This window comes from Burkholderia pulmonis (genome assembly GCF_984667975.1).
In genome coordinates this window covers 489,332-514,588 of the sequence record NZ_OZ480187.1, presented here as the reverse complement: position 1 = coordinate 514,588, position 25,257 = coordinate 489,332, and the positions used below count along the sequence as shown (strand labels likewise).

Genomic DNA, 25,257 nt, shown 5'->3' with positions numbered 1-25,257 from the left:
AAAACGGCATCGGCGTGGGATAGCGCCGCCAAACCCCGCGCCGGCCGGGCCGGAAGTGCGTTTTGGCGATGGTTCGCGACGAAAAACCACAAGTCCGGCCGCGGCCGATCGGCGACGCTGGCTGCATCCGCGCCGCCCCGGCAGCCGTAACCCGCAACCAGAGTGAAACGAGTGAGACCGCCTGCCCGGCGTGACGAGATTGGCCGCGATGACACCCGACGTACCCGCTTCCCCCCTTGCCGAACCCGCGCCGCGGCGCATCCGCTTCGGCATCGTGCTGCTGCCGAACTTCACGCTGACGGCCTTCTCGGGCTTCGTCGACATGCTGCGGCTGTCGGCCGACGACGGCGACTACAGCAAGCCCGTGCGCTGCGCATGGAGCGTGATCGGCGAGACGCTCGCGCCGGTGCGCGCGAGCTGCGGGATCCAGATCACGCCGTGGGAGACGTTCGACGCGGCCGAGCCGTTCGATTACGTGGTGGTGGTCGGCGGGCTGCTGCATTCGGGGCCGCAGGCCGGCCCTGAAACGCTCGGCTTCATCCGCCACGCGGCGGCGGCCGGCGCGACGGTCGTCGGCATCTGCACCGGCGTGTTCACGCTGATGCGCGCCGGCGTGCTCGACGGCTACCGCACCTGCGTGAGCTGGTTCCATTACTGGGATTTCATCGAGCGCTTTCCGTCAGCCGATCCCGACCTGCTGATCGCCGACCGGCTGTTCGTGATCGACCGGCGCCGGATCACCTGTTCGGGCGGCCGCGCGTCGATCGACGTCGCGGCGGCCATCCTGCTGCGCCATTTCGATCATGCGACCGTGCAGAAGGCGCTGCGCATCCTGCTCGTCGGCGAGATGCAGAAAGGCAACGCGCCGCAGCCGCATCCGCCGGGCCTCGAACCGGCCACGCACCCGAAGGTCAAGCGCGCGATTCTCCTGATGGAACAGCATGTCGGGCGCGCGCTGTCGCTCGACGAACTCGCGAGCAAGCTCGACCTGTCGACGCGGCAGCTCGAGCGGCTGTTCAAGGCGGAAACGGGCAAGAGCCCGCAGGCGTTCGCGAAGCAGGTGCGGCTGCGCACCGCCGCGTGGCTGCTGACGAGTTCGGACCGCACGGTCGCCGATATCGCGTCGAGCTGCGGGTTTGCCGACGCGTCGCATCTCGGGCGCGAATTCCGCAAGCAGTTCGGCGTGCCGCCGGCGACGTATCGGGAGCGCGGGGGGGAAGTGGCCGAAGCCGGCGAACAGGCGGCAGCCGATCCCGTCGAGGACATCGCCGACTGACGGTCACGGGGCATCGCCCCCTTTCCCGATCGACCGCGGAACGACACACGATCGCATCGGTTTCGATTCAATTGGAACCGATTCCAATCAATTTGACCGACGTTGTCTTCAGCAAACCGAGGGTTATCCCGGATGCTGATGCCCATTCAAATTTGTATGACGACCACATCACCTTACAAACCAGAGCATCATGTTCGAGAAAATTCCCGCCCGTGCGATGAGCGACCATGTCGCGCAGCAGCTGCTCAAGCAGATCGAAGCCGGCAGTTTCTCGGCCAGCGGCAAGCTGCCGACGGAAGCCGTGCTCGCGCAGGAATTCGGCGTGAGCCGCACCGTGATCCGCGAGGCGATCTCGCGGCTGAAGAACGAAGGCGTGGTCGAGCCGCGCCAGGGCAGCGGCGTGTTCGTGAACCAGCACGGCGCGATCCGGCCGCTGCGGATCGACTACGCGGAAGCCGTCGAGGCCAGCTCGCTGCCGCACCTGCTCGCGGTGCGCCGCGCGATCGAGGCTGAAGTCGCGGCCGAAGCCGCACTGCACCACACCGCCGACGACATGGCCGACATCGACGACGCGCTGCGCAAGATCGACGATGCGGTGGCCGAAGGGCGCGACGGCGTCGCGGAAGACGTCGCGTTCCACCGCACGATCGCGGCCGTCACCGGCAACCCGTATTTCCTGAAGACGCTGCAGTTCCTGAACCAGTACCTCGAGGCGGGCGTGAAGGTCACGCGGCGCAACGAAGCGACGCGCGAGGACTTCTCGCGCCAGGTGCGCGAGGAACATGCGGCGATCGCCGATGCGATCCGCGCACGCGACCCGATGGCCGCGCGCAACGCGGCACGCACGCACATGTACAACGCCGCCCGCCGTCTCGCGGAAGCCGGCATCTGCTGAACCCGGCGGCCGCAGCCCGGCCGGGCGCCGCCGCCGTCACGAACCTCTCCCGAATCGATCAAGGTTGACCATGTCACGAAATGTTGGAGTCATCGGCCTCGGCGCGATGGGCCTCGGCGTCGCGCGCTCGCTGCTGCGCGCCGGCCTGCGCGTCCACGCATGCGACGTGCGCGACACCGTGCTGCAGGCGTTCGCCGCCGAAGGCGGCGTGCCCTGCGCGACGCCGGCCGAACTCGGCGCGCAGTGCGACGTCGTCGTCACGCTCGTCGTCAATGCCGCGCAGACGGAAACCGTGCTGTTCGGCGAGCACGGCGCGGTCGCGGCGATGAAGCCGGGCTGCGTCGTGATCGCGAGCGCGACCGTCGCGCCCGAATTCGCGGTCGCGCTCGGCGCACGCATCGAGGCCGCCGGCCTGCAGATGCTCGACGCGCCCGTGTCGGGCGGCGCCGCGCGCGCGGCCTCCGGCGAGATGACGATGATGACGTCGGGCCCCGCCGCCGCGTACGCCGGCTGCGAAGACGTGCTCGCCGCGATCGCCGGCAAGGTCTATCGCCTGGGCGACGCGCACGGCATCGGCTCGAAAGTGAAGATCATCAACCAGCTGCTGGCCGGCGTGCATATCGCGGCCGCAGCCGAGGCGATGGCGCTGGGCCTGCGCGAAGGCGTCGATGCCGACGCGCTGTACGACGTGATCACGCACAGCGCGGGCAACTCGTGGATGTTCGAGAACCGCGTGCCGCACATCCTGAACGGCGACTACACGCCGCTGTCGGCCGTCGACATCTTCGTGAAGGATCTCGGCCTCGTGCTCGATACCGCGCGCCGCAGCAAGTTCCCGCTGCCGCTGTCGGCCACCGCGCACCAGATGTTCATGAGCGCGTCGAGCGCCGGCCACGGCGGCGAGGACGATTCCGCCGTGATCAAGACTTTCCCCGGCATCACGCTGCCGCCCGCCCGCTGATTCGAACGACGTTCCTGCCATGACCGCTTCCGCTTCCCGTCCCCTGCTCGGCTGCATCGCCGACGATTTCACCGGCGCGACCGATCTCGCGAACATGCTCGTCAAGAGCGGCATGCGCACCGTGCAGACGATCGGCGTGCCCGCCGACGGCACCTCGCTCGACGCCGACGCGATCGTCGTCGCGCTGAAGTCGCGCACGATCCCCGCGGCCGACGCCGTCGCGCAATCGCTCGCCGCGTACGAATGGCTGCGCGCGCAAGGCTGTCGCCAGTTCTTCTTCAAGTACTGCTCAACGTTCGACTCGACCGACGCGGGCAACATCGGGCCGGTGGCCGACGCGCTGCTCGATGCGGCCGGCGGCGGCTTCACGATCGCTTGCCCGGCATTCCCCGAGAACGGCCGCACGATCTACCGCGGCCACCTGTTCGTCGGCGACGTGCTGCTGAACGAGTCGGGGATGGAGAACCACCCGCTCACGCCGATGAAAGACGCGAACCTCGTGCGCGTGCTGCAACGGCAGACGAAGTCGGCGGTCGGCCTGATCCGCTACGACACGATCGCGCTCGGCGCGGCCGCCGTGCGCGCGCGGATCGAACAGCTGCGCGCGGAAGGCGCGCGCTTCGCGATCGCCGACGCGCTATCCGATCGTGACCTCTACGTCCTCGGCGAAGCGTGCGCTGGCCTGCCGCTCGTCACCGGCGGCTCGGGCATCGCGCTCGGCCTGCCCGCGAATTTCCGCCGCGCGGAGCAACTGCCCGAGCGCGACAACGCGGCATCGCTGCCGCGCATCGGCGGGCTGTCGGCCGTACTCGCCGGCAGCGCATCGAAGGCCACCAACGCGCAGGTCGCCGCGTGGCGCGCGACGCGGCCGAGCTTCCGCATCGATCCGCTCGCGGCGTCGCGCGGCGAACCCGTCGTCGACCAGGCGCTCGCCTTTGCGCGCTCGCACCTGCCGCAACCCGTGCTGATCTACGCAACGGCCACGCCCGACGAAGTGAAGGCCGTGCAGCAGGCGCTCGGCGTCGAAGCGGCCGGCCATCTCGTCGAAAGCACGCTCGCGGCGATCGCACGCGGCCTGCGCGAACTCGGCGTGAGCAAGTTCGTCGTCGCCGGCGGCGAGACGTCCGGCGCGGTCGTGCAGGCGCTCGACGTGAAGTCGCTGCAGATCGGCGCACAGATCGATCCGGGCGTGCCGGCCACGGCCACCATCGACGCGCAGCCGCTGGGCCTCGCGCTGAAATCCGGCAACTTCGGCACGACGGACTTTTTCGACAAGGCGCTGCGCGCGCTGGACGGAGCCGCACGATGAGCGACGAGGCGAAACTGCGCGAAGAGATCTGCGTGGTCGGCGCGAGCCTGTATGCGCGCGGCCATGCGGTCGGCAGCGCCGGCAACATCAGTGCGCGCCTGCCCGACGGCTGGCTGATCACGCCGACCGACGCATGCCTCGGCCGGCTCGACCCGAACGACATCGCGAAAGTCGGCACGGACGGCCAGCCCGTATCGGGCGGCAAGCCGTCGAAGACGCTCGCGCTGCATCGCGGTATCTACGCGCGCAACGCGGAAGCGAACGGCGTCGTCCACACGCATTCGACGCACCTCGTCGCACTGACGCTCGCGGGCGTGTGGCGCGACACCGACGTGCTGCCGCCGATCACGCCGTACTACGTGATGAAGGTCGGCCACATTCCGCTGATCCGTTACCGCCGCCCCGGCGACCCGGCCGTCGCGGCCGAAGTCGCGGCGCTGGCCGACCAGGTGCGCGGCGTGCTGCTCGATCGCCTCGGCCCCGTGATGTGGGGGCCGTCGGTATCCCAAGCGTCGTATGCACTTGAAGAGCTCGAGGAAACGGCCCGGCTGTGGCTGATGACGCAACCGAAGCCCGAGCCGCTGTCCGAAGCCGCACTCGACGAACTGCGCCGGACCTTCGGCGCGCGCTGGTAACCCGACGCGCGCACGGATCACGCAGGACTACACACCGATTCCCATGCCCGCCGTGTGCGCGGGCCCTTCCGTCAGCACACACACGATCCGGCGGCGTACGCGCCGCCGGCACACGATAGTCCTGGAGACGACGATGACTGCTCTCGATGCGGCCGCAAGCCGCTCGCCCGCCGCGCCCGCCCATTCGGCCGAACTCGACCGCACCTACAAGAAAGTGTTCTGGCGCATCGTGCCGTTCCTGATGCTCTGCTACGTGGTCGCGTATCTCGACCGCGTGAACGTCGGCTTCGCCAAGCTGCAGATGTCGCAGGATCTCGCGTTCAGCGAAACCGTGTTCGGGCTCGGCGCGGGCATCTTCTTCCTCGGCTACTTCCTGTTCGAGCTGCCAAGCAACATGCTGATGCATCGGCTCGGCGCGCGCATCTGGATCGCGCGGATCATGATCACGTGGGGCCTGCTGTCCGCGCTGTTCGCGTTCGTGAAAACGCCGACGCAGTTCTACGTGCTGCGCTTCCTGCTCGGCCTCGCGGAAGCCGGCTTCTATCCCGGCGTGATCCTGTACCTCACGTACTGGTTCCCGTCGCATCGCCGCGCGAAGATCATCGCCGTGTTCATGTCCGCGATTCCGGTGTCGGGCATCTTCGGCAACCCGCTGTCGGGCTGGATCATGGAGCGCTTCCACGGCGGCTCGGGCTTCCACGGCTGGCAATGGATGTTCATGATCGAAGCCGTGCCGGCCGTGCTCGTCGGCATCGCGACGATCCTGTATCTCGACAACAGCATCCGCGGTGCGAGGTGGCTCGACGAGCGCGAGAAGCAGCTCCTCGAGGACGAGATCGCCGCGCAGCCGCAGGAACAGCAGAAGCACGGCCATTCGCTGAAGGCCGTGTTCTCGGACCCGCGCATGTGGTGGATGTCGCTGATCTACTTCGCGTTCGTCACGGGTCAGTACGGCCTCACGTTCTGGATGCCGACGCTCGTGAAATCGACCGGCATCACCGATACGCTGCAGATCGGCCTGCTGTCGGCGATCCCGTTCCTCGTCGCGATCGTCGTGATGAACCTGTTCGGCCACAGCGCGGACAAGCGCCGCGAGCGCCGCTGGCACCTGATCGTGCCGGCGCTGATGGGCGCGGTGGGGTTTGCGGTCGCCGCGTCGTACTCGCACAATACGGCGGTGTCGATCGTGTTCCTGTCGCTCGCGGCAGGCGGCGTGCTGACCTGCGCGCCGCTGTTCTGGTCGCTGCCGACCGCGTTCCTCGCGGGCTCCGCGGCGGCGGCCGGGATCGCGATCATCAACTCGGTCGGCAACCTCGCCGGTTTCGCGAGCCCGTACGTGATTGGCTACCTGAAGGACGTCACGCACAGCACGTCATCCGGCATGTACATGCTGGCCGCGATGCTCGTGATCGGTGCGATCGCCGTGTGGCTCACGCCCGCGAAACTCGTGAACCGCTGATCCGGCCACCATCGTTCGACGCGGGGTGCACAGCGCCCCGCCCCACTCATTCACAGGACCCGCTGCCATGCCACGCTTCGCCGCCAACCTCTCGATGATGTACACCGAGCATGCGTTCCTCGAACGCTTCGCCGCCGCCTCGCACGACGGATTCAAAGCCGTCGAGTACCTGTTCCCGTACGACTTCGCCGCCGACGACATCCGCGCGCGCCTCGATGCGCACAACCTCGAACAGGCGCTGTTCAACGCGCCGCCGGGCGACTGGGCCGCGGGCGAACGCGGCGTCGCGTCGCTGCCGGGCCGCGAGGACGAGTTCCGGCGCGGCATCGACCAGGCACTCGACTATGCACGCGTGCTCGGCAACAAGAAACTGCACGTGATGGCCGGCATGGTCCCGCCGGGCGCCGACCGCGCGCGCCATCGCGACACCTACCTCGCGAACCTGCGCCATGCGGCGCACGCTGCCGCCGCGCACGGCGTCACGATCCTGATCGAGCCGATCAACCAGCGCGACATGCCCGGCTATTTCCTGAGCCGCCAGGACGACGCGCAGGCGATCTGCGCGGAAGTCGGCGCGCCGAACCTGAAGGTGCAGTTCGACTGCTATCACTGCCAGATCGTCGAAGGCGATCTCGCGATGAAGCTCAAGCGCGACTTCGCCGGCATCGGCCACATCCAGATCGCCGGCGTGCCCGAGCGTCACGAGCCGGACGTCGGCGAACTCAACTACCCGTACCTGTTCGCATTGATCGACGCGCTCGGCTACGACGGCTGGATCGGCTGCGAATATCGCCCGAAGGCCGGCACGTCGGAAGGCCTCGGCTGGCTTAGGCCGTACCTGTAATCCAAGCATTCCTCAGAGGGTAACGAACATGAAAGTACTGATCACCGGCGGTGCCGGCTTTCTCGGCCAGCGCCTCGCGCGCAAGCTGCTCGAGCGCGGCGAACTGACCGGCCCCGACGGCCGGACCGGCAAGATCGACGAGCTGGTGCTGCTCGATGTCGTCAAGGGCAGCGATTTCGGCGATGCGCGCGTGACGTCGATCGTCGGCGACATCGCCGATCGCGCCGTGCTCGACAGCGCGATCGACACGCAGACGGGCGCGATCTTCCACCTCGCGGCGATCGTCAGCGGGCAGGCCGAAGCCGATTTCGATCTCGGCATGCGGATCAACCTCGACGCATCGCGCACGCTGCTCGAAGTGTGCCGCGCGCGCGGCCACCAGCCGCGCGTCGTGTTCACGAGCTCGGTCGCGGTCTATGGCGGCACGCTGCCCGACGTCGTGCAGGACGACACCGCGCTGAACCCGCAATCGTCGTACGGCGCCGAGAAGGCGATCGCCGAGCTGCTGCTGTGCGACTACGCACGGCGCGGCTTCGTCGACGGCCGCGTGCTGCGGCTGCCGACGATCAGCGTGCGGCCGGGCCGCCCGAATGCCGCTGCATCGTCGTTCGCGAGCGGCATCATCCGCGAGCCGCTGAACGGCGAGGAAAGCGTGTGTCCGGTGCCCGGCTCGACGCGGCTGTGGCTGCTGTCGCCGCGCGGCGCGATCGAAGCGCTCGTCGCCGGCTGCGAGATCGACAGCGCGAAGCTCGGCAACAAGCGCGTGATCAACCTGCCGGGGCTGTCGGTCTCGGTCGACGAGATGATCGCGGCGCTGCGCGAAGTCGCGGGCGACGACGTCGTGAAGCTGATCCGTCATGCGCCGGACGAGCGCGTCGAGAAGATCGTCGGCAGCTGGCCGGGCCGTTGGGACACGTCGCGCGCGGAAGCGCTCGGACTGACGGGCGATACGTCGTTCGCGGACGTGATCCGCAGCCATATCGCCGACGAGCAGCGCTGAGCCGCGCACGGCGTCGCGCCGGGCCGCGTCAGCGCGGCCCGGCGGATTCCCCGACGGACAACGGCGTGCGTTTCGTTCCGCCGGGCCGGTTCGCCGAACCGGCCGCCCATTGCCATGCGAGCAGCCCCGGCAGATAGAACAGCAGATCGCGCACGCGGCGCGCGCCGGCCAGCGCGAGGCAGGTCGGCGGGTCGAACCCGAGCAGGCCGCCGATCAGCACGAACCCGCCCTCCTGCACCCCCAGGCCGCCCGGCATCAGGAACGCGATGCTGCTCACGAGCTGGATCAGCGCCTCGATCGCCAGCGCCTGCGCGAAGGTCGGATCGGCGCCGAGGAAGTACAGCGCCAGCCAGATTTCCAGCGCGTAGCCCGCGAACTGCAGCGTCTGCCAGATCCCCAGATAGCGCACGACGACACCCGTCTTTCTCCAGATCATCCGGATCGACTGATCGGTGCGCGCCGATTCGCCGACGAGCGCCACCACCTTGCCGCTCGTGACGCGGTTGAGCACCCGCATCGCGCGCTCGAACGGCCGCGCATGCTGCACCAGCGCGAACAGCAGCAGCACCGGCACCAGCGCGGCCATGCCGATCGCCAGGTTCCCGGCGACCCGTGCAGCATCGGACGACACGCGTTCGAGCACGTAGCCGATCGCGACCAGCGCGAAGATCAGCTGGCTGATCAGCGTCAGCTGCATGTCGGCGACGAGGCTGGCCACGGCGGTCGCCGGCCGTACGCCCGCTTGCCGCAGCAGCCCGAACGACACGATCTCGCCGCCGATGCGGGCGACCGGCAGCAACCCGTTGATCGATTCGCGGATCCACACGAGTTTCAGCATCGTCATGAACGACGGCCGGCGCGGGCCGCGGATCAGCATCCGCCAGTCCCACGCATTCGCGAGCATCGGCACGATGTGCGCGAGCGCGGCGACCAGCAACCCGGCGCCGGCGATCTGCAGGCGATGCAGGATATCGAGCGGATGCTCGCGCCAGACCAGCCACACCGCGAGCGCCAGCCCGCCGAGCGCCGCCACCCGCCCCACGTGGCGGAGCCGCGCATCGCCGCGCGTGGCGGCCGGGTCCGTGCCGGCGCCGCCGGTGTTCGGCTCCGTCATCACGATTCCCCCGCCGGCGACAGCAGGCCTTCCCGGTCGACGCGAAAGCGCGTGCCGCGCCACACGACATGCGACGAGAAGAAGCTCGACACGAAGACCAGGAATTGCACGAGATCGACGAACGGCAGCCAGAGTGCGCCGCGCAGCCCGGCGCCGGTCGCGCGGCTCGTTTTCAGCATCAGCAGCGCGCGCGCCGCCAGTGCCGCGACCGCGAGCCCGCACGCGACGGCCGCGCCGCCGGAAAACAGCACCGCCAGCAGCGCGAGCGGCACCGGATGCATCAGGACCGATCCGAGATGGCCGAGCCGGTCCGCCGCACGAATCGTGCAGCTCCAGCGCAATTCGTGGGCGTACAACCGGGCGAACGTCTCCTCGACGCAGGCATGCCCGACGACGAACGGCGGAATGACGACCTGCGCGCCCGCCTGTCGCACCGCTTCGCCGAGCGCATGATCTTCCGCGAGGTGATGCGCGAAACGCGCGAGCCCGCCGATACGTTCGAGCGTCGTGCGCGTGATCGCAATCGTCTGGCCAAAACAGGGCCGCGCGCGCCCGATGAAGAGGCCGGTGATGACGCCCGGCAGGAAATGGTAGTTCGTCATTGCGACGGCGACGCCGGGCCAGAAACCCGGCGACGCGACGCCGCGATACACGCTCGTCACGATGCCGACATCCGGCTGCTGTAGCGCGCCGACGACGGCGCGCAGATAATCGCGCTCGACCAGCACGTCGCTGTCGGCGAGACAGAGCACCGAATGCTCCGCGTGTTCGAGCATGTTCACGAGATTGGCGATCTTGCGGTTCGGCCCGTACAGCCGCGCATCGGCAACGACCTTGATGTTCGCGTCCGGGTAGCGCGCACGCAGCGTCTCGACCGCCGCGAGCGCGGCGTCGCCCGCATCGTGCACGCCGAACAGGTGCTGGACGGGCCCCGGATAATTCTGCGTGAAGAAGCTTTCGAGATGCTGAACGAGATGCCACTCGTCGCCGTGCAGCGGCTTCGCGACGGTGACGCCCGGATACGTGCGCGGCGCCGCCGCCGCGCGGGAAAAGAACCGGCCGACCAGCACGCTGGCCGTGATCGTGTACGCAATGCCCAGCAACACGCCCAGCCCGCAGGCGATCGACATTGCCCCGCCCAGCACGCGCAGCACATGCAGCAAAACCATGCTTCTCCCCAGTGGTGATCCGGATGACCGCGACGCCCGGGAACGGCGGCGCGCATTCGGGCTCAGCCGGGCACGCCGCCGTCCCGGTCTCCGTTGAGCCGGATGTGAAGAACGACCAGCCGACGGTACGCGCAATCAGATGACACAACTACCGTGCGGCGATCGATTCCGGTCACGCGCACGCTGCCGCATGCGACTGCGGCCCTGAATGCCGCTTCGGCAAGCTTGCGGGTCGAAAGGATCGCCGTGGCCACCGCGACGACGATCGACACCCGAAACGTCATCGTCGTGAAAAATGTTTCGGGTACCGGCCACGCAAGCAGCGAAACCAGCACGAAACACTGAATGACCATGCCGGTCAGCGCAGCGATCAGCAGGTGGGCGCGCCATCGCTCGATCGTCGAGGGTGCCATCAGGAACGAACCTCCCGTACGGGCGACGCGCATCGATCGGACTTCGACCGGAAAGATCGCGGATTGGCGGGCCGGCGCGTCCGGCATGCGCCGGCTGCGTCCGTCCCGGTTCGGGATCGGGGGAAGCGGAATACCGCCCGAGAAATGATGTGGCCGATGGTAGCGGGATTGCCGGGGCCAAACCTTAAGCGTTCTTCAGAATCGGGGAATGTTCGGAGCAGCGCGATTACATTCCGTTTCACGGTATGTGCGGTCAGGCTCGTACAATCGCAGACGCCTGCACACGAATCGACCATGCGACTCCTCCTTGTTGAAGACGACGACCTGATCGGCAGCGGCCTCGAGATCAGTCTCGGTCAGGCCGGCTATCACGTCGACTGGCTGCGCGACGGTCATGCGGCCGCCGCCGCGCTCGCGACGACACGCTTCGCGCTCGTCGTGCTCGATCTCGGCCTGCCTGGGAAATCGGGCACGGAACTGCTGCGCGCACTGCGCGACGCGGGCGATACCGTCCCCGTGCTGGTACTGACCGCGCGCGGCACCGTGGCCGACCGCGTCCGCGGCCTCGACGACGGCGCGGACGACTATCTCGCGAAGCCGTTCGAGCTGTCCGAAGTACTCGCCCGCTGCCGCGCGCTCGTGCGGCGCTCGCAGGGCCGCGCCGCCGACGAGATCGCGTGGCGCGACATCACGATCGACCTGACCGCCCACACGGTGACGCGCGATGCGTCGCGTATCGCGCTCACGTCGCGCGAGTGGGCAATCCTCGTTCAGCTCGTCAGCCATCCCGGCATCCCGCAATCGCGCGCCCGTCTCGAGGACAGCCTGTACGGCTGGCAGGAAGGCATCGAAAGCAATGCGATCGAGGTGCATGTGTCGAACCTGCGCAAGAAGCTCGGCGCGGAGCTGATCCGCACCGTCCGCGGCATCGGCTACGTGGTCGACCTCCGATGATTTCCCGCTCGATCCGTCGCCGCGTGTCGCTGATGGCGATCGGCTGCGTGACCGTCGTCTGGCTCGTCGCCGTGTTCGGCAGCTTCCGGCACGCGACGCGCGAGATCGGCGAATGGGAAGACGCGCGCCTCGTCGAATACGCGGCGCTGCTCGTCAATCTCGCCCCTGCCGACCTCGACCGTCTCGCCCGCGTGCCACCCGACGCGCGGGTCGAACTGGGTCGTGGCGATTCGAGACCCGGACCGGAAACCGACGGCGACCGTCTGCCGCGCGACGTGCTGTTCGAGGTGCGCGACGCACGCGGCAACGTGGTCGCGTCGAGCCTGCCGGCCGACGCAGCCGGTTTGCCCGACGCACGCGACCCGCGCGGCATGCCGGAAACGCTCGTCATTCGCGGCGTGCCGTGGCGCACGCACGCGCTGCGCGACGACGCATCGGGGCGCCGGGTGCGCGTGATGGAGATGTCGAATACGCGCAGCGATCTGGCGACCGGCATTGCACGCGGCATCGTCCTGCCGCTGATCATCGCGCTGCCGGTGCTGGCGCTGCTGCTCTGGGTGATGATCGGCCGCAGTCTCGCCCCGCTGAAGACGCTGTCCGCCCTGATCGGCGCGCGCGATGCCCGATCCCTCGAGCCGCTCGGCATCGCGACCGTGCCGGATGAAGTGCGCACGCTGGTCGATTCGATCGACCGCCTGCTGGCGAGGCTGCGGCAATCGATCGTCCGTGAACGCGCGTTCACGTCCGACGCCGCGCACGAACTCAAGACGCCCCTCGCCGCGATCAAGGTGCAGGCCCAGGTGGCGATGGCGACCGACGATCCCGCACGCAAGCAGGTGGCGATGCAGCGTGTCGTGCAGGGCGTCGACCGCAGCGCGCGGCTTGCCGAACAGCTGCTGCTGCTCGCACGGCTCGACGAATACGAACGCATCCCGGCGCGTGCGGTCGTCGTGCGCGAGCTCGTCGACGCCGCGATCGACCGCCATCTGTCGAAAGCAGCGGACAAGGCCATCGACATCGTGCCCGGCGACTTCTCCGCGCGGGCGATCGAAGCCGATCCGATCCTGGTCGGCATCCTGCTCGACAATCTCGTCGACAACGCCGTCAAGTACGGCCGTCACGGCGGACGCATCGAGCTCGGCGTACACGACGACGGCGCGCTGCAACGCATCGTCGTGCGCGACGACGGGCCCGGTGTCGCACACGACGAGCACGAACGGCTCGGCGACCGCTTCTATCGCGGCAGCGGTACGCAGTTGCCCGGCAGCGGGCTCGGGTTGTCCATCGTCACACGCATCGCGCAATATTTCGGCGGCACCGTCCAGTTCGAATCCGGCATCGGCGGCCGGGGGCTCGGCGTCACGATTGCGCTGCCGTCGGCACACGCGGTCGAACCGATGCCGCCGCGCGACGAACCGTCCGACGAACCGTCCGACGAAAACGACGACCGCGCGTCGCGCAAGATGCCGCCTGCTTAACGTTTCGTTAAGGAACCGTCCGTACAATCCGCCGGACCATGCCATCTTGCCGTCCGTCAGGAGTCTTCATGTCGACACCCGCCCGTTATGACGCCATCGCCCGTTTCCTTCACTGGCTGATCGTGGCGCTGATCGTCGCGCAATATGCGATCGGCTGGACGATGCCCGACGTGCATCGCGGCACGCAACCGGTCGGCCTGATCGCCGCTCACCTGATCGTCGGAACGGCCCTGCTCGCGGCGATGGCGTGCCGCGTACTGTGGCGTGCGACGCATCGCCCGCCTGCCGGCAACCTGTCGCCTGCCGTGCGCGCGCTGTCCGGCCTGACGCATGGCGCGCTCTACGGGCTGCTGATCGCGGTGCCGCTGCTCGGCTGGATCAACGCGTCGTCGCGCGCATGGGCCGTGACGCTCGCCGGCGCGATCCCGTTGCCGGCGCTGTCGACGGCTGGCTCGGGATTCGGTCACGCGATGGGCGACGTGCACGGCATCCTCGCATGGGCGCTGTTCGCCGGCATTTGCCTGCACGTGGCGGCCGCACTGGCGCACCGCTTCGTACTGCGCGACCAAGTCTTGCAACGCATGATGCCGTGGTAACCGGACGGCCCTCGCTTCCGCTCGCGGGCATGCGCCCGATCGTGACGGTTCGGCCTGTCGCCCGCAGGCACTTTCATCGTGCGATCGGCCTGCCTGCCCACCGGGGCCGGTTGACGCGCTGATCGCAACGCCGCGCGAAGCGGCGCTCGACGAGCGGCATCGCGGCCCGCGCCCTTCGGCCGCGTCGCGCGGCGCGAAGGGCTTGCGGACTGCCGTGCCTGGAACACGACGGCCGGAAGGAGCACACGATCATGTCGGCCCCTAATTGCTGGTCTGCACCGGCATGCCGGGCGCCGGCGCATGCGGGGCCGACGCCGTCATGCGCGCCCGGTCCTGTTCGGCAAGCCTCGCTTCCGCCGCCTGGATGTCCGCCGGATACTCGCCTTCGTCCCCCTTCGCCGGGTCGTACCCGGCCGCTTCGAGACGCATCAGTTCATCGCGAACCTGCGCGCGCGTCAGCGGCGAGGTCGATTGCGCGAACGCCGACTGACCGGCGATCGCTCCGATCATCATCAGTAGTGCGATATATGTTTTCATCATGATCTCCTTCAAGGTTGCGTATCGATCCACTACGGGAAATGCGTGACCTGCGGATGCAGGCGGGCGTATCAGCTTCCGAAATAGATTGCGCAGAAGCTCGCGGGGCCGACGCATGCGGCGGCGCCCCGACGCGGCGACATCGTCGCCGGCTTGCCCGCTTCGGACGACACGGCCGGATCGCTGCCGACCGCCGTGCTGGCCTGACGCTGCGGCATCTGCCCGGCCTGATGCTGGAACAGCGGGCTCACGTCGGGATACGATGTATCGGTCACGAAGCGCAGCCCGTTGTTTTCGGCGTCGATCAGTTCCTGCCGGACCTGCGCGCGGGTGAGTGCCTGTGCCGACGCTTGCGTCGCGACACTCGCGAGAGACATCGCCGCCACGATGGCGGCCACCAGCCATTGCTTGTTCATGTTCCACTCCTTCAGAAGTCAACGAGACGATGTGCTACACCCGTATGACGACGGAGGCGCTGCGTTTATTCCCGGCCGGCCGGTCCGCCCTTGCCGGACCTTCATCGATCTGTCATTCTTTCGTCAGGCGGCGTAACCTGAAGTAACGCAGTGCCCGTCGTGCTTGGGGCAGACTGACGACACCTCATACGGATCGCTTACCGATCGACCATGTCCGTCGCTTACGACTATGCAGCCGGCCTGCTGCGCACGCTGTACGACCGCCATCTCGATGGCGGCGCGGTGCTCGACACGGCCGCGTTCCCGGATGCCGACCGCTTCGTACGCGCATGGCCCGCGATCCAGGCGGAAGCACTCGATGTAGCGCGCGACATGCCGCGCATCCCCCGCTTTCACGAAATCATGCGCGAGCAGTACGACATCTCGGCCAACGACGCGCGCGACTGGCGGATGTTCATCATGCAGGCCTACGGCCAGCCGTTCCCGCGCAACCTGTCGCGCTGCCCGACCGTCGCGTCGATCATCGCGGCGTCGCCGGACGTGCTGTCCGCGTCGCTGTCGTTCCTCGCGCCCGGCAAGCACATCCCGCCGCATCGCGGGCCGTTTCGCGGCATCCTGCGCGGCTATCTCGTGCTGTCGATGCCGAAGCGCGCGGACGGTACACCGGCCGCCGTGCTGAAGGTAGACGGCCGCGAGTATCGACTCGACGAAGGCCGCTTCCTGCTGTGGGACGACACGTTCATGCACGAGGTATGGAACGACAGCGAGGAAGTGCGGATCGTGCTGCTGCTCGACATTCGCCGGCGTGGAATGCCGCGCCTGCTCACGTGGCTGTCGAACGCGGTGATCGGCGTCGTGCGGCTCGGGATCCGGATTCGCGGGCGGTCGATTCCGGTCTAGCGCACGGGCCGGGCCCGCACGGCGCGCCGCGCCCTCCCGACTTTCGGCTGCCGGCGGATCGCCTACACTACAGACCGTCCCCTCCGCGCGGCTCCTGCCAGCCACCGCCATGGCGCACCTCTTCTTCGCCGCGTCGATCCAGCGGCATGTCGAAACGCCCGAGCGCGACATCGACGCGCATACCGTCGGCGAAGCATTCGACACCGTTTTCCGCGAACAGCCGCGGCTGCGCGGCTACATCGTCGACGATCAGGGCGCGCTGCGAAAGCATCTGTCGGTGTTCATCGACGGCCAGCCGATACGCGACCGGCAGCGGCTGTCCGACGCGCTCGGCAACGCCAGCCGGGTGTACGTCGTTCAGGCGCTGACGGGCGGATAAAGGGAACGATGCACGGGCCGGCGTCGGCGCACCGGCCGGCCCCTCAGGAGACACCGACATGAACGATCGCTTGCTCGTCGCCACCCGCAAGGGCCTGTTCGTCCTGGAACCCGACGGCAACGGCAGCTGGACGCTCGGCGCACCGCATTTCATCGGCGAGCCGGTCAGCATGGCGCTCGCCGACCCGCGCGACGGCACGCTGTATGCGGCGCTCAACCTCGGCCATTTCGGCGTCAAGCTGTATCGCCGGCGCGCCGGCGCCGCCGACTGGGAAGAATGCGCAGTGCCGGTTTATCCGCCGCAGCCGGCCGATGCGCCACCCGCCGGCGCCGGCACGCATGCAGGCACCGGTGACGCTGACGACGAGCCCCCCGGATCGCCGCAACCGCCGTGGACACTCCAGCAGATCTGGTCGCTCGAAGCCGGCGGCACGGACGAGCCCGGCGTGCTGTGGGCCGGCACGATTCCCGGCGGGCTGTTCCGCTCCGGCGATCACGGCGATTCATGGGTACTCAACCGCCCGCTGTGGGATCGCCCCGAACGCATCGAATGGGGCGGCGGCGGATACGACGCACCGGGCATCCACTCGGTGATGGTCGATCCGCGCGACAGCCGGCACGTGACGATCGGCATCTCGTGCGGCGGCGTCTGGCAAACCGCCGACGGCGGCATGACGTGGCGCGTGACGGCAGAAGGCATGGAAGCCGACTACATGCCGCCCGAGCGGCGCGGCGAGCCCAACATGCAGGATCCGCACCGCGTCGTGCAATGCGCGGCCAACCCGGACGTGCTGTGGACGCAGCATCACTGCGCGATCTTCCGCTCGACCGACGGCGCCGGGCACTGGCGGCGGATCGAAGCACAACCGTCGAGCTTCGGTTTCGCGGTGGCCGTGCATCCGCATGAACCGGACACCGCGTGGTTCGTGCCGGCCGTGAAGGACGCGTGCCGGATTCCGGTGGACGGCCGGTTCGTCGTCACGCGTACGCGCGACGGCGGGCGCAGTTTCGAGCAGTTCTCGGACGGATTGCCGCCCGCGCCTGCTTACGATCTCGTGTACCGGCACGGGCTCGCGGTGGACGATTCCGGCACGCGCCTCGCGATGGCGTCGACGACCGGCGGGTTATGGACGTCCGCCGATGGCGGCGAACACTGGCAACCGGTATCCGCGCATTTGCCGCCGGTGTATTGCGTCAGGTTCGGGTAGCGTCGCGCCGCTCGTCCGGCGCCATCCGCGCGACCTCCGCGCGGGTCCGGGCGATTTCCGCTTCGAGCCAGTCGAGAAACCGCCTGACCTGCGGCTCGCGCTCCCGCCCCGGCCGGCAGAGCGCGATGAAGCGCGCACCGTCGAGCCGCACCGACGGCTCGATCGGCACGAGCGCCCCGCGCGCGACGTGCTCGGCGGCCAGTACCGAACTCAACAACGCGACACCCTGCCCGTGCAGCACGGCCTGCACCGCGTAATGCTCGTCGTCTTAATGGCGAAACACCGCGCGCTCGAGCCACGCTTCGCGGCCCGCCGCCCGGCACCATGACGCCCAGTCGACCGACACCGGCAGCGGCGTATCCCACACGGTCTCGATCAGGTCGAGCGGCTCGTCCGTACGATGCGCGTCGAACCCGGCGGCCGCATACGCACCGAAATACTCGTCGATCAATGCGATCTCGTGCAGCGCGGGGAACGTGCGCGACGTCGCGCGAATCGCGAGATCGATCCGTGCATCGCGTTCGAGATCGACAAGCGCATTGCCCGTCTCGACCTTGATGTGCAGTTGTGGATCGACACGACGAAATGCGCCGAGACGCGGAATCAGCCACATCGCCGCAAACGCGGGCGTGGTGGTCAGCACGAGCGTGCGGTCGCCGGCCGCTTCGGGACGTACCGCGTCGAGCCCCCGGCTCAATGCCAGCAGCGCATCGTGACTCGTGCGAAACAGTTGCTCGCCCTCGTCCGTCAGCCGCACGCCGCCCGCGCCGCGCTCGAACAGCAGCACGCCGAGCCGGCTTTCGAGCGACTTGATCTGGTGCGACACGGCGGCCGGCGTCACGGCCAGCTCGTCCGCGGCGGCCTTGAACGTACCGAGCCGCGCCGACGATTCGAATACACGCAATGCGGTCAGGGGAATTTTCGAGAACACGGGGCCTCGCGGGCCGGATGCGGCCGGGTTGAATTCGATTCAATCGGGGTGAGATTAGGTGAATTGAAGCGGGCGTGCAACGCGGGTAGCCTTGCGGGACGTCGCGGCACGGCGCCGCGCAATGACCGTCGAACCGGCACCAAACCGGAGGAACAACGTGCAAGGCCTACCGCGCAGGATCACGCAGGCGGTGCTTTACGAAGCGATCGCCATCTCCTGCATCTCGCCCGTGATCGCGGCGATCTTCAAGCAGGATCTCGTCTATTCGGGTGCGCTGTCGGCGACGATGTCGGCGATCGCGCTGCTGTGGAACATGATCTTCAATGCGCTGTTCGAACGCTGGGAAGCGTCGCGCCGGCAGCCGGCACGTACGCTCGGGCGGCGCATCCTGCATGCGACCGGCTTCGAAGGCGGACTGATCTTCATCCTCGTGCCGGTGGTGTCGTGGTGGCTCGACATCTCGTGGTTCGACGCGTTCGTCGTCGATATCGGGCTGTTCGCGTTCTTCTTCTGCTACGCGTTCGTGTTCCAGTGGGCGTTCGATCACGTGTTCGACGTGCCGGCGGCGACGAAGGGGTCGTGAGGCGGGTACGATCGCCAGGTCAGATCCGGTCGAAATTGAAAGGCGTCACGTCCGGCAGCCCGTCGACCCGCTGTACCTCGACGCCGCACCAGGTGCCAATCATGCTGGCCATGCGGCGCGCGCCATCGCCATCCTTGATCCGCCCCATCAGGTCGATCGGCTGGCGGTCACGAAACACGAGCACGAGCTGCACCAGATCCTGCTGGATCGCCACCCGCGAGCCGCCCACGACAGCGCCGTCAAGACTTCGTCGACCACCGACCAGCAGGTGCGCCAGATCGCCGCACGGGTAGGTATTCAGCACCGACTTGCGCAGCAGGCGCGTGGTGCGGATATCGATCCAGCGTTCTTCGCCGCGCCAGCAGAAGCGGGTTTCGCGCAGCGGGCCGGCGAACCAGCGCGCACGCATCAGCTTGCGGCCGATCCAGATCAACAACCCGCCCGTTCCGACGACCAGCACACCGGTGGCCACCAGCCCGAGCCATTCGTACCACGCGTGCAACTCGTCTCCGGTCATGCCCCCGGCGAACGCGGGTATGCCGGTCATGCAGGCCAGTCCAAAGGCAGTCAGGCCAAAGCCCAACGACCACCACACGAAGTGACCGAAGCGCAGGCGCCGCGGCGACAGGATCAGGTCCCGGCCGTCGGGCATGCACGCATAGCCGGCGTCGAACACCCACCGGTCCGGCGTCAACGGCCAGATCATCACGCAGAGCAGGCCGAGTGCGGCAAGCACCAGCGTGGTCCAGCCAAGGATTGCTTCGACGAGAAGAGGCATAGGCGCACCCGGTTGCGATCCACTACGCTGTACGAAACGGGCGTCCGGCCCGGCTCAATCGTCGCGATTCTGTCCGATCCCGCGCCGGGCGGCAAGCGGATGCGGCTGCGGTTGCGCGAAATGGCCTTCCGGATCCGCCCGTTACGCCCCGGCCGCAATTTTCGGCAGTTGCCAGCCGAAGCGCACCGCCGCCATCCGCAGCGCAAAGCAGGCGACACCGCCCAGCACGGCCGCGACGACCGGCGGGCAGCCGAGCCGCCGGCACGACACGACGACCACCGCGCCGAACAGCGCCGCGCTCGCGTAGATGTCGGTGACCAGCACGACCGGAATCCGCGCGAGCAGCAGATCGCGCACGACGCCGCCCCCGCAACCGGTCACGGCGCCCATCAGCGTCGCGATGAACGGATGAACCCGGAGTTCGAGCGCCTTCACCGCCCCCGCGACCGCGAACAACGCGAGGCCGGCCGCATCGAGCGTCGTGAGCAGCGACGGCGAAAATTCGGCAACCCGCGCATGAAAGACGAACGCGAACAACCCGGCAGCGAATGCAAGCGCCGGATAACGCCAGTCGCTCACGGCGCTGGGCGGCCGCGCGCCGATCAGCAAATCGCGGATCACGCCGCCGCCGAGCGCGACGACGAGCGACAGCACCATCACCCCGAACAGGTCGAGCCCCGCGCCGATCGCCGCATTGGCGCCTTCGATCGCGAACACCGCCGTGCCCGCGAGATCGGCGGCGAGCACGACTTGTTCGATGCGCTTCATGCGACTGAATGGCGACGGTGCGACATCGTCACGCCGCAGCCAGCATCGACCGGAGCGGACGCGCCGTTCAGCCGCCTGCCGACTTCACATTGCCGTCCGAATACATCAAGCGCGTTGCGGATCATGGCCGCCTCCTCGATCGGGATCGAGCAGTCTAGCGCATCGCCGGCCCGGCGTCGGGCCGAACCCGACGCAGACGCCAAAAAGCCGGCGGCAGCAGGATGGACGTCCTGCCGCCGCCGGCTCGAACAGCCCGTCACGCTTCCGGCCGAAGCCGCGAAGCCCGACGTATCAGGCTCAATGCACGCCGAGGTATGCCTTCACCGCCGGCAGGCCCGGCTTGCCGTCGAGCGTCGTCACGCCGGCGAGCCACTTGTCGAGCGCCTGCGGGTTCGCCTTCAGCCACTCGGCCGCCGCCTTGTTCGGGTCTTCCTTGTTCATGATCGGCACCATCACGTGGTTCTCGATCGCCGTCGTGAACTGCAGGTTCGACACGAACTTCGCGACGTTCGGGCAGCGCTGCGAGTAGTCGGGCGGCGTGGCCGTCAGCACCTTCGCTTCGCCGTAGTTCGGACCGAACACGTCGTCGCCGCCGGTCAGGTAATCGATCTTCATCTGCACGTTCATCGGATGCGGTTCCCAGCCGAGGAACACGATCCACTGCTTGTCGCGGATCGCGCGATTCACCTCGATCAGCATCCCGGCCTCGCTCGACTCGACCATCTTGAACTTGCCGAGGCCGAACTGGTTGCCGTCGATCATCTTCTTGATCAGTGCATTGCCGTCGTTGCCCGGCTCGATCCCGTAGATCTTGCCGTTGAGCTTGTCCGCGTACTTCTGGATGTCCGCGAACGACTTCAGGCCGCCCTGGTACACGTAGTCGGGCACCGCGAGCGTGTATTTCGCGCCGGTCAGGTTCGGCGTCGCGAGCACCTTGATCGTGCCGGCCTTCGTGAACGGCTGGATGATCGGGTCCATCGTCGGCGACCAGTAGCCGAGGAACACGTCGATCTGCTTGCTCTTGATCCCCGCGAACGTGATCGGCACCGAGGCGATCGTCTTCGTCGGGTTGTAGCCGAGCCCCTGGAGCATCGTCGACGCGAGGCCCGTGGTCGCCGCGATGTCGGACCAGCCGACATCCGCGAAGCGCACGTTCTTGCATACGGGCGGGTCGGCCGCATAGACGGCCGACATCGGCGCGGATACCCCGATCCCGCACACCGCTGCGATCAATAGGCGCTTCATCTTGCTTCTCCTCAAAGTGATGTCGTTTGCTTGAATGCGGGATCGTTTATTGAAGCCGCGCGCCGCGATCCCGGCGACGTCGCGGACGGAATGATTCGGTCGGTCAGCGCCCCGGCAACCTGCGCTCGTAGCTCGGCGCATGGCCGAACTGCGCGCGGTATGCCTTGCTGAAATGACACGGCGAATGAAAGCCGCAGACCGTCGTCACGCGCGCGATCGACGCATCGGTCGTGCGCAGCAGGTCGCGCGCGCGCTTCAGGCGCAGCGTCAGGTAATAGTGGGTCGGCGACACGTTCAGGTACACCTTGAACATCCGCTGCAGGTGCCGCTGCGACAGCCGCACGAGCCGCGCGAGTTCCTCCAGCGACAGCGGCTCCTCGATGTTCGCTTCCATCAGCCGCACGACCTCGATCAGCTCGGCGCGCGAGAAGCCGACCCGTGCATCGACCGGAATCGGCTGCGTATCGGTCGAACTGCGGATGCGCTCCAGGATGAACTGCTCGGACACCTGTGCGGCCAGCTGCTGGCCGAAGCGCATGCCGACGAGGTTCAGCATCAGGTCGAGCGGCGCGGTGCCGCCCGTGCAGGTCAGCCGGTCGCGGTCGACGACGAACAGCTCGTCGGCGAAGCCGACCTGCGGAAACTCGGCATGCAGCGAGGACAGGTTCTCCCAGTGCACGGTGCAGCGATAGCCGTCGAGCAGCCCGCTCGACATCAGCGCGTACGCGCCGGTGCAGATGCCGCCGAGCGGCAGCCCGCGTTCGGCGAGCGCCGCGAGCGTATCGCGTGCGCCTTCGTCGACCACGTCGCGGATGCGGATGCCGCCGCACACGATCATCACGTCGGGCAGGTCCGTGTAGTCGAGCGCCTGCGTGGGTCGCACCGCGATGCCGTTGCTGGCATGTGCGGGCGCGCCGTCGAGCGAATAGATCGACCACCTGTAGTGGTCGGCCCGCCCGACATAGTTCGCCATCCGAAGCACTTCGACCGCGCTCGAGAACGCGATCATCGAGAAGTTCGGCAGCGTCAGGAAGCCGAAATGGGCGAGGGACGAAACCGGTGAAACGCAGGCGGCGGGCGCGACAGCGACGGCGGACGTCACATCGGTCTCCTGGCGAGGAGGTTGCAAGGGGCCAACCCCGCGGCCGAAGCCGCGGAAGTCGTTTTCTATATTCAGGATGAGCGGCCGGTGGTACGCCGGCCGCCGGAGGTCAGGCCTGTGCGGGCGCTGCCTTCACGCGAAAGAGCTGCTTGAGACCGGCGAACAGCGGTGCCTTCACGGTGCCCGGTGCGCGACCGAAGCTTTCGGTGATGCGGTCGAGAATGATCGCGAGCAGCACGACCGACAGACCGCTTTCGAAGCCGAGGCCGATGTCGAGGCGCTGGATACTCGCGAGCACGTCGTTGCCGAGGCCACCCGCGCCGACCATCGACGCGATGATCACCATCGACAGCGCCATCATGATCGTCTGGTTCACGCCCTGCATGATCGACGGCAACGCATTCGGGAACTGCACCTTGTACAGCAGCTGCCACGGCGTGCAGCCGAACGCCTGGCCCGCTTCGACGATCTCGCGGTTCACGTGGCGGATACCGAGGCTCGTCAGGCGCACCGCGGGCGGCATCGCGAAGATCACCGTCGACAGGATCCCCGGCACGCGGCCGAGACCGAACAGCATCGCTGCCGGAATCAGGTAGACGAAGGCCGGCATCGTCTGCATCAGGTCGAGGATCGGACGCACGATCGCGGCGACCCACTTGCTCTTCGCGGCCCAGATGCCGAGCGGAATGCCGAGCACGAGGCTGATGATCGTCGACGACAGCGTGAGGCCGAGCGTGATGACGGTCTGGTCCCAGAAGCCGGTGGCAAAGATCAACAGCAGCGACGCGGTGGTGAACAGCGCGAAACGCCAGCCCACCCGCCACAGCCCGACGCCGATGAAGATCGCCATCATCATCCACATCGGGATCGCCTGCAGGCCGTGCTCGACGAATGCCGCGAGCCCCTCGATCGCCTGACCGATCGTGTCGAACGTCTTCGCGTCGTGGTCGAGCAGGTAGTGAACGGACTGGTCGACCCAGGTACCGAGCGGAATCATTTCAGACATGGGAACCTCGCGAACGCGTGATGGCCTTCAGGATGAGCGCACGATCGACCGAGCCGCAGTAGCAGCCGTCGTCGTCGACGACGGGCAGCGCATTCGGGCTCGCGACCACGCGCGCGACGACGTGCTCGAGCGATGCATCGTGCCGGATGCTTTCGATCGGCCGCACCGACGGCGTGTCCTGACCGATCGCGTCGCGCGTGACGAAGCCGCGGATCTTGCGGGCGGCGTCGAGCACGAACGCGTATTCGGCGCTGCCGTTCAGCGTCGCCGCGACGTTCGCGGCATCGCACTTCGACACGATCGGCACGGCGCCCGTCTGCATCAGGTCGCCGGCGGTGAGGTAGCGGCTGGTGTCGATGCCGTCGAAGAACGCGCGCACGTAATCGTCGGCCGGGTTCGAGATGATGTCCTGCGGCGTGCCGACCTGCACGAGCCGGCCGCCTTCCATGATCGCGATGCGGTTGCCGATGCGCAGCGCTTCCTCCAGATCGTGCGACACGAACATGATCGTGCGGCGCTGTTCCTTCTGCAGTTGCAGCAGCACATCCTGCATTTCGCGGCGCTTGAGCGGATCGAGTGCGGAGAACGCCTCGTCCATGATCATCAGCGACGGGTTCACGGCCAGCGCGCGGGCGAGGCCGACGCGCTGCTGCATGCCGCCCGACAGCTCGGACGGCAGCTTGTTCGAGAACGGTGCGAGGCCGACCTGCTCGAGCACTTCCATCGCACGGCGCTCGCGTTCCTTCTTGCCCATACCCGCGACTTCCAGGCCGAACGCGGCATTCGATACGACGCTGCGATGCGGCATCAGCGCGAACGACTGGAACACCATGCTCATGTCCTTGCGGCGCAGCGCGGTCAGCGCCGAGCGGCGGGCCGACGCGACGTCGAGCCCGTCGATCATCACCTTGCCGGCGCTCGGATCGACCAGCCGGTTCACGAGGCGGATCAGCGTGGACTTGCCGGAGCCGGACAGGCCCATCAGCACAAAAATTTCGCCTTCCTGCACATCGAAGGAGACGTTGTGCACGCCGACGACCTGACCGGTGCGCTTGAGCACATCGTCCTTCGTCGCGCCGGCGGCAAGCATGTCGAGCGCCTGCTGCGGATTACTTCCAAACACCTTGCACAGACCTTCGACCACGACCTTGGGGGCATCCATCGAAACCTTCTCCTCGTGTAGCGGGGACTCGCGCTTGTCATAGCGTGCCTACATAGTTGCCAGAAAAAACCCCGGCCTGCCGACGAATTACGACAAACGCTTGCGCAAATACGACACACCCGCCAGCCCCGCCCGGCGGA

At 67.9% G+C, this 25,257-nt stretch carries 25 protein-coding genes and 2 pseudogenes; 15 read left to right on the top strand and 12 right to left on the bottom strand.

Annotated elements, in window-relative coordinates:
- Nucleotides 1–208: 208 nt before the first annotated feature.
- The 8 genes from AC5LXK_RS19095 to denD all read left to right on the top strand — a co-directional run bounded on the left by AC5LXK_RS19095 (nucleotide 209) and on the right by denD (nucleotide 8,379).
- On the top strand, nucleotides 209–1,276 hold the full coding sequence (locus AC5LXK_RS19095; RefSeq protein WP_493393029.1) for a GlxA family transcriptional regulator: 1,068 nt from the start codon (nucleotides 209–211) through the stop codon (nucleotides 1,274–1,276).
- Between the two features lie 190 nt (nucleotides 1,277–1,466).
- Entirely contained in the window at nucleotides 1,467–2,171 is a 705-nt protein-coding gene (locus AC5LXK_RS19090; protein ID WP_412023809.1) for a FadR/GntR family transcriptional regulator, read from the top strand.
- A 70-nt stretch (nucleotides 2,172–2,241) separates the two neighbouring features.
- Nucleotides 2,242–3,132, top strand: coding sequence for an L-threonate dehydrogenase (gene ltnD / locus AC5LXK_RS19085; protein WP_493393028.1), 891 nt, complete (start codon nucleotides 2,242–2,244; stop codon nucleotides 3,130–3,132).
- 19 nt (nucleotides 3,133–3,151) lie between these two features.
- Nucleotides 3,152–4,441, top strand: a complete 1,290-nt coding sequence (otnK, locus tag AC5LXK_RS19080; protein ID WP_493393027.1) for a 3-oxo-tetronate kinase — start codon at nucleotides 3,152–3,154, stop codon at nucleotides 4,439–4,441.
- A complete protein-coding gene (gene otnC, locus AC5LXK_RS19075) occupies nucleotides 4,438–5,076 on the top strand; it encodes a 3-oxo-tetronate 4-phosphate decarboxylase (RefSeq protein WP_493393026.1) in 639 nt (212 codons plus the stop codon). The genes otnK and otnC overlap by 4 nt, the downstream gene beginning before the upstream one ends.
- Nucleotides 5,077–5,209: 133 nt before the next feature.
- A complete protein-coding gene (locus AC5LXK_RS19070) occupies nucleotides 5,210–6,535 on the top strand; it encodes an MFS transporter (protein WP_493393025.1) in 1,326 nt (441 codons plus the stop codon).
- Between the two features lie 67 nt (nucleotides 6,536–6,602).
- Nucleotides 6,603–7,379 (top strand): 2-oxo-tetronate isomerase, encoded by a 777-nt coding sequence (gene otnI, locus AC5LXK_RS19065; RefSeq protein ID WP_493393024.1) that lies wholly within the window; start codon nucleotides 6,603–6,605, stop codon nucleotides 7,377–7,379.
- A gap of 28 nt (nucleotides 7,380–7,407) precedes the next feature.
- On the top strand, nucleotides 7,408–8,379 hold the full coding sequence (gene denD, locus AC5LXK_RS19060; RefSeq protein ID WP_493393023.1) for a D-erythronate dehydrogenase: 972 nt from the start codon (nucleotides 7,408–7,410) through the stop codon (nucleotides 8,377–8,379).
- Between the two features lie 28 nt (nucleotides 8,380–8,407).
- Here denD and AC5LXK_RS19055 read toward each other — a convergent pair whose 3' ends face one another.
- The 3 genes from AC5LXK_RS19055 to AC5LXK_RS19045 form a co-directional block, all read right to left on the bottom strand.
- Nucleotides 8,408–9,493, bottom strand: coding sequence for a lysylphosphatidylglycerol synthase domain-containing protein (locus AC5LXK_RS19055; protein WP_493393022.1), 1,086 nt, complete (start codon nucleotides 9,491–9,493; stop codon nucleotides 8,408–8,410).
- A complete protein-coding gene (hpnI, locus tag AC5LXK_RS19050) occupies nucleotides 9,493–10,662 on the bottom strand; it encodes a bacteriohopanetetrol glucosamine biosynthesis glycosyltransferase HpnI (protein WP_493393021.1) in 1,170 nt (389 codons plus the stop codon). Before hpnI ends, AC5LXK_RS19055 begins: the two co-directional genes overlap by 1 nt.
- A 62-nt stretch (nucleotides 10,663–10,724) precedes the next feature.
- Nucleotides 10,725–11,162 (bottom strand): hypothetical protein, encoded by a 438-nt coding sequence (locus tag AC5LXK_RS19045; RefSeq protein WP_493393020.1) that lies wholly within the window; start codon nucleotides 11,160–11,162, stop codon nucleotides 10,725–10,727.
- Nucleotides 11,163–11,369: 207 nt separating this feature from the next.
- On the opposite strand from AC5LXK_RS19045, the gene AC5LXK_RS19040 reads away from it, so the two are divergent.
- The 3 genes from AC5LXK_RS19040 to AC5LXK_RS19030 all read left to right on the top strand — a co-directional run bounded on the left by AC5LXK_RS19040 (nucleotide 11,370) and on the right by AC5LXK_RS19030 (nucleotide 14,103).
- Complete coding sequence (locus tag AC5LXK_RS19040; protein ID WP_493393019.1) at nucleotides 11,370–12,029, top strand: response regulator; 660 nt, start codon at nucleotides 11,370–11,372, stop codon at nucleotides 12,027–12,029.
- Complete coding sequence (locus AC5LXK_RS19035) at nucleotides 12,026–13,507, top strand: ATP-binding protein (RefSeq protein WP_493393018.1); 1,482 nt, start codon at nucleotides 12,026–12,028, stop codon at nucleotides 13,505–13,507. Before AC5LXK_RS19040 ends, AC5LXK_RS19035 begins: the two co-directional genes overlap by 4 nt.
- 68 nt (nucleotides 13,508–13,575) lie before the next feature.
- Nucleotides 13,576–14,103 carry a cytochrome b gene (locus AC5LXK_RS19030; RefSeq protein ID WP_493393017.1) on the top strand — a complete coding sequence of 176 codons (528 nt, stop codon included), beginning with the start codon at nucleotides 13,576–13,578 and terminating at the stop codon, nucleotides 14,101–14,103.
- A gap of 261 nt (nucleotides 14,104–14,364) precedes the next feature.
- Here AC5LXK_RS19030 and AC5LXK_RS19025 read toward each other — a convergent pair whose 3' ends face one another.
- Both AC5LXK_RS19025 and AC5LXK_RS19020 read right to left on the bottom strand, forming a co-directional pair.
- Nucleotides 14,365–14,640, bottom strand: a complete 276-nt coding sequence (locus AC5LXK_RS19025; RefSeq protein WP_493394015.1) for a DUF4148 domain-containing protein — start codon at nucleotides 14,638–14,640, stop codon at nucleotides 14,365–14,367.
- Between the two features lie 71 nt (nucleotides 14,641–14,711).
- Nucleotides 14,712–15,056: a DUF4148 domain-containing protein gene (locus AC5LXK_RS19020; RefSeq protein WP_493393016.1), complete on the bottom strand. Its 345-nt coding sequence runs from the start codon at nucleotides 15,054–15,056 to the stop codon at nucleotides 14,712–14,714.
- Between the two features lie 210 nt (nucleotides 15,057–15,266).
- Between AC5LXK_RS19020 and AC5LXK_RS19015 the strand changes: the two genes are divergently transcribed.
- From AC5LXK_RS19015 to AC5LXK_RS19005, 3 genes are all read left to right on the top strand, one after another.
- Nucleotides 15,267–15,956, top strand: coding sequence for an aspartyl/asparaginyl beta-hydroxylase domain-containing protein (locus AC5LXK_RS19015; protein ID WP_493393015.1), 690 nt, complete (start codon nucleotides 15,267–15,269; stop codon nucleotides 15,954–15,956).
- A gap of 109 nt (nucleotides 15,957–16,065) precedes the next feature.
- Nucleotides 16,066–16,335 carry a ubiquitin family protein gene (locus AC5LXK_RS19010; RefSeq protein ID WP_493393014.1) on the top strand — a complete coding sequence of 90 codons (270 nt, stop codon included), beginning with the start codon at nucleotides 16,066–16,068 and terminating at the stop codon, nucleotides 16,333–16,335.
- A gap of 58 nt (nucleotides 16,336–16,393) precedes the next feature.
- Nucleotides 16,394–17,542 (top strand): WD40/YVTN/BNR-like repeat-containing protein, encoded by a 1,149-nt coding sequence (locus AC5LXK_RS19005; protein WP_493393013.1) that lies wholly within the window; start codon nucleotides 16,394–16,396, stop codon nucleotides 17,540–17,542.
- Here the strand turns inward: AC5LXK_RS19005 and AC5LXK_RS19000 are convergent.
- Nucleotides 17,529–18,473: pseudogene (locus AC5LXK_RS19000) on the bottom strand (LysR substrate-binding domain-containing protein). The gene AC5LXK_RS19005 and the pseudogene AC5LXK_RS19000 overlap by 14 nt on opposite strands.
- Before the next feature lie 157 nt (nucleotides 18,474–18,630).
- Here AC5LXK_RS19000 and AC5LXK_RS18995 point away from each other — a divergent pair.
- Nucleotides 18,631–19,056, top strand: a complete 426-nt coding sequence (locus AC5LXK_RS18995) for a PACE efflux transporter (protein WP_493393012.1) — start codon at nucleotides 18,631–18,633, stop codon at nucleotides 19,054–19,056.
- 19 nt (nucleotides 19,057–19,075) lie between these two features.
- Here AC5LXK_RS18995 and AC5LXK_RS18990 read toward each other — a convergent pair whose 3' ends face one another.
- The 6 genes and pseudogenes from AC5LXK_RS18990 to AC5LXK_RS18965 form a co-directional block, all read right to left on the bottom strand.
- Complete coding sequence (locus tag AC5LXK_RS18990; RefSeq protein ID WP_493393011.1) at nucleotides 19,076–19,834, bottom strand: hypothetical protein; 759 nt, start codon at nucleotides 19,832–19,834, stop codon at nucleotides 19,076–19,078.
- Between the two features lie 141 nt (nucleotides 19,835–19,975).
- Nucleotides 19,976–20,602 (bottom strand): trimeric intracellular cation channel family protein, encoded by a 627-nt coding sequence (locus AC5LXK_RS18985; protein WP_493393010.1) that lies wholly within the window; start codon nucleotides 20,600–20,602, stop codon nucleotides 19,976–19,978.
- Nucleotides 20,603–20,899: 297 nt separating this feature from the next.
- The gene (locus AC5LXK_RS18980; RefSeq protein ID WP_493393009.1) at nucleotides 20,900–21,847 is read right to left on the bottom strand and encodes a choline ABC transporter substrate-binding protein; all 948 of its coding nucleotides are present in this window, start codon (nucleotides 21,845–21,847) and stop codon (nucleotides 20,900–20,902) included.
- Between the two features lie 103 nt (nucleotides 21,848–21,950).
- Nucleotides 21,951–22,949 (bottom strand): GlxA family transcriptional regulator, encoded by a 999-nt coding sequence (locus AC5LXK_RS18975; protein WP_493393008.1) that lies wholly within the window; start codon nucleotides 22,947–22,949, stop codon nucleotides 21,951–21,953.
- A 109-nt stretch (nucleotides 22,950–23,058) separates the two neighbouring features.
- Nucleotides 23,059–23,955 carry a choline ABC transporter permease subunit gene (gene choW, locus AC5LXK_RS18970; RefSeq protein ID WP_493393007.1) on the bottom strand — a complete coding sequence of 299 codons (897 nt, stop codon included), beginning with the start codon at nucleotides 23,953–23,955 and terminating at the stop codon, nucleotides 23,059–23,061.
- Nucleotides 23,948–25,239 (bottom strand): annotated as a pseudogene (locus tag AC5LXK_RS18965) (quaternary amine ABC transporter ATP-binding protein); the annotation flags it as partial. The pseudogene AC5LXK_RS18965 and the gene choW, both read right to left, overlap by 8 nt.
- Nucleotides 25,240–25,257: the final 18 nt, after the last annotated feature.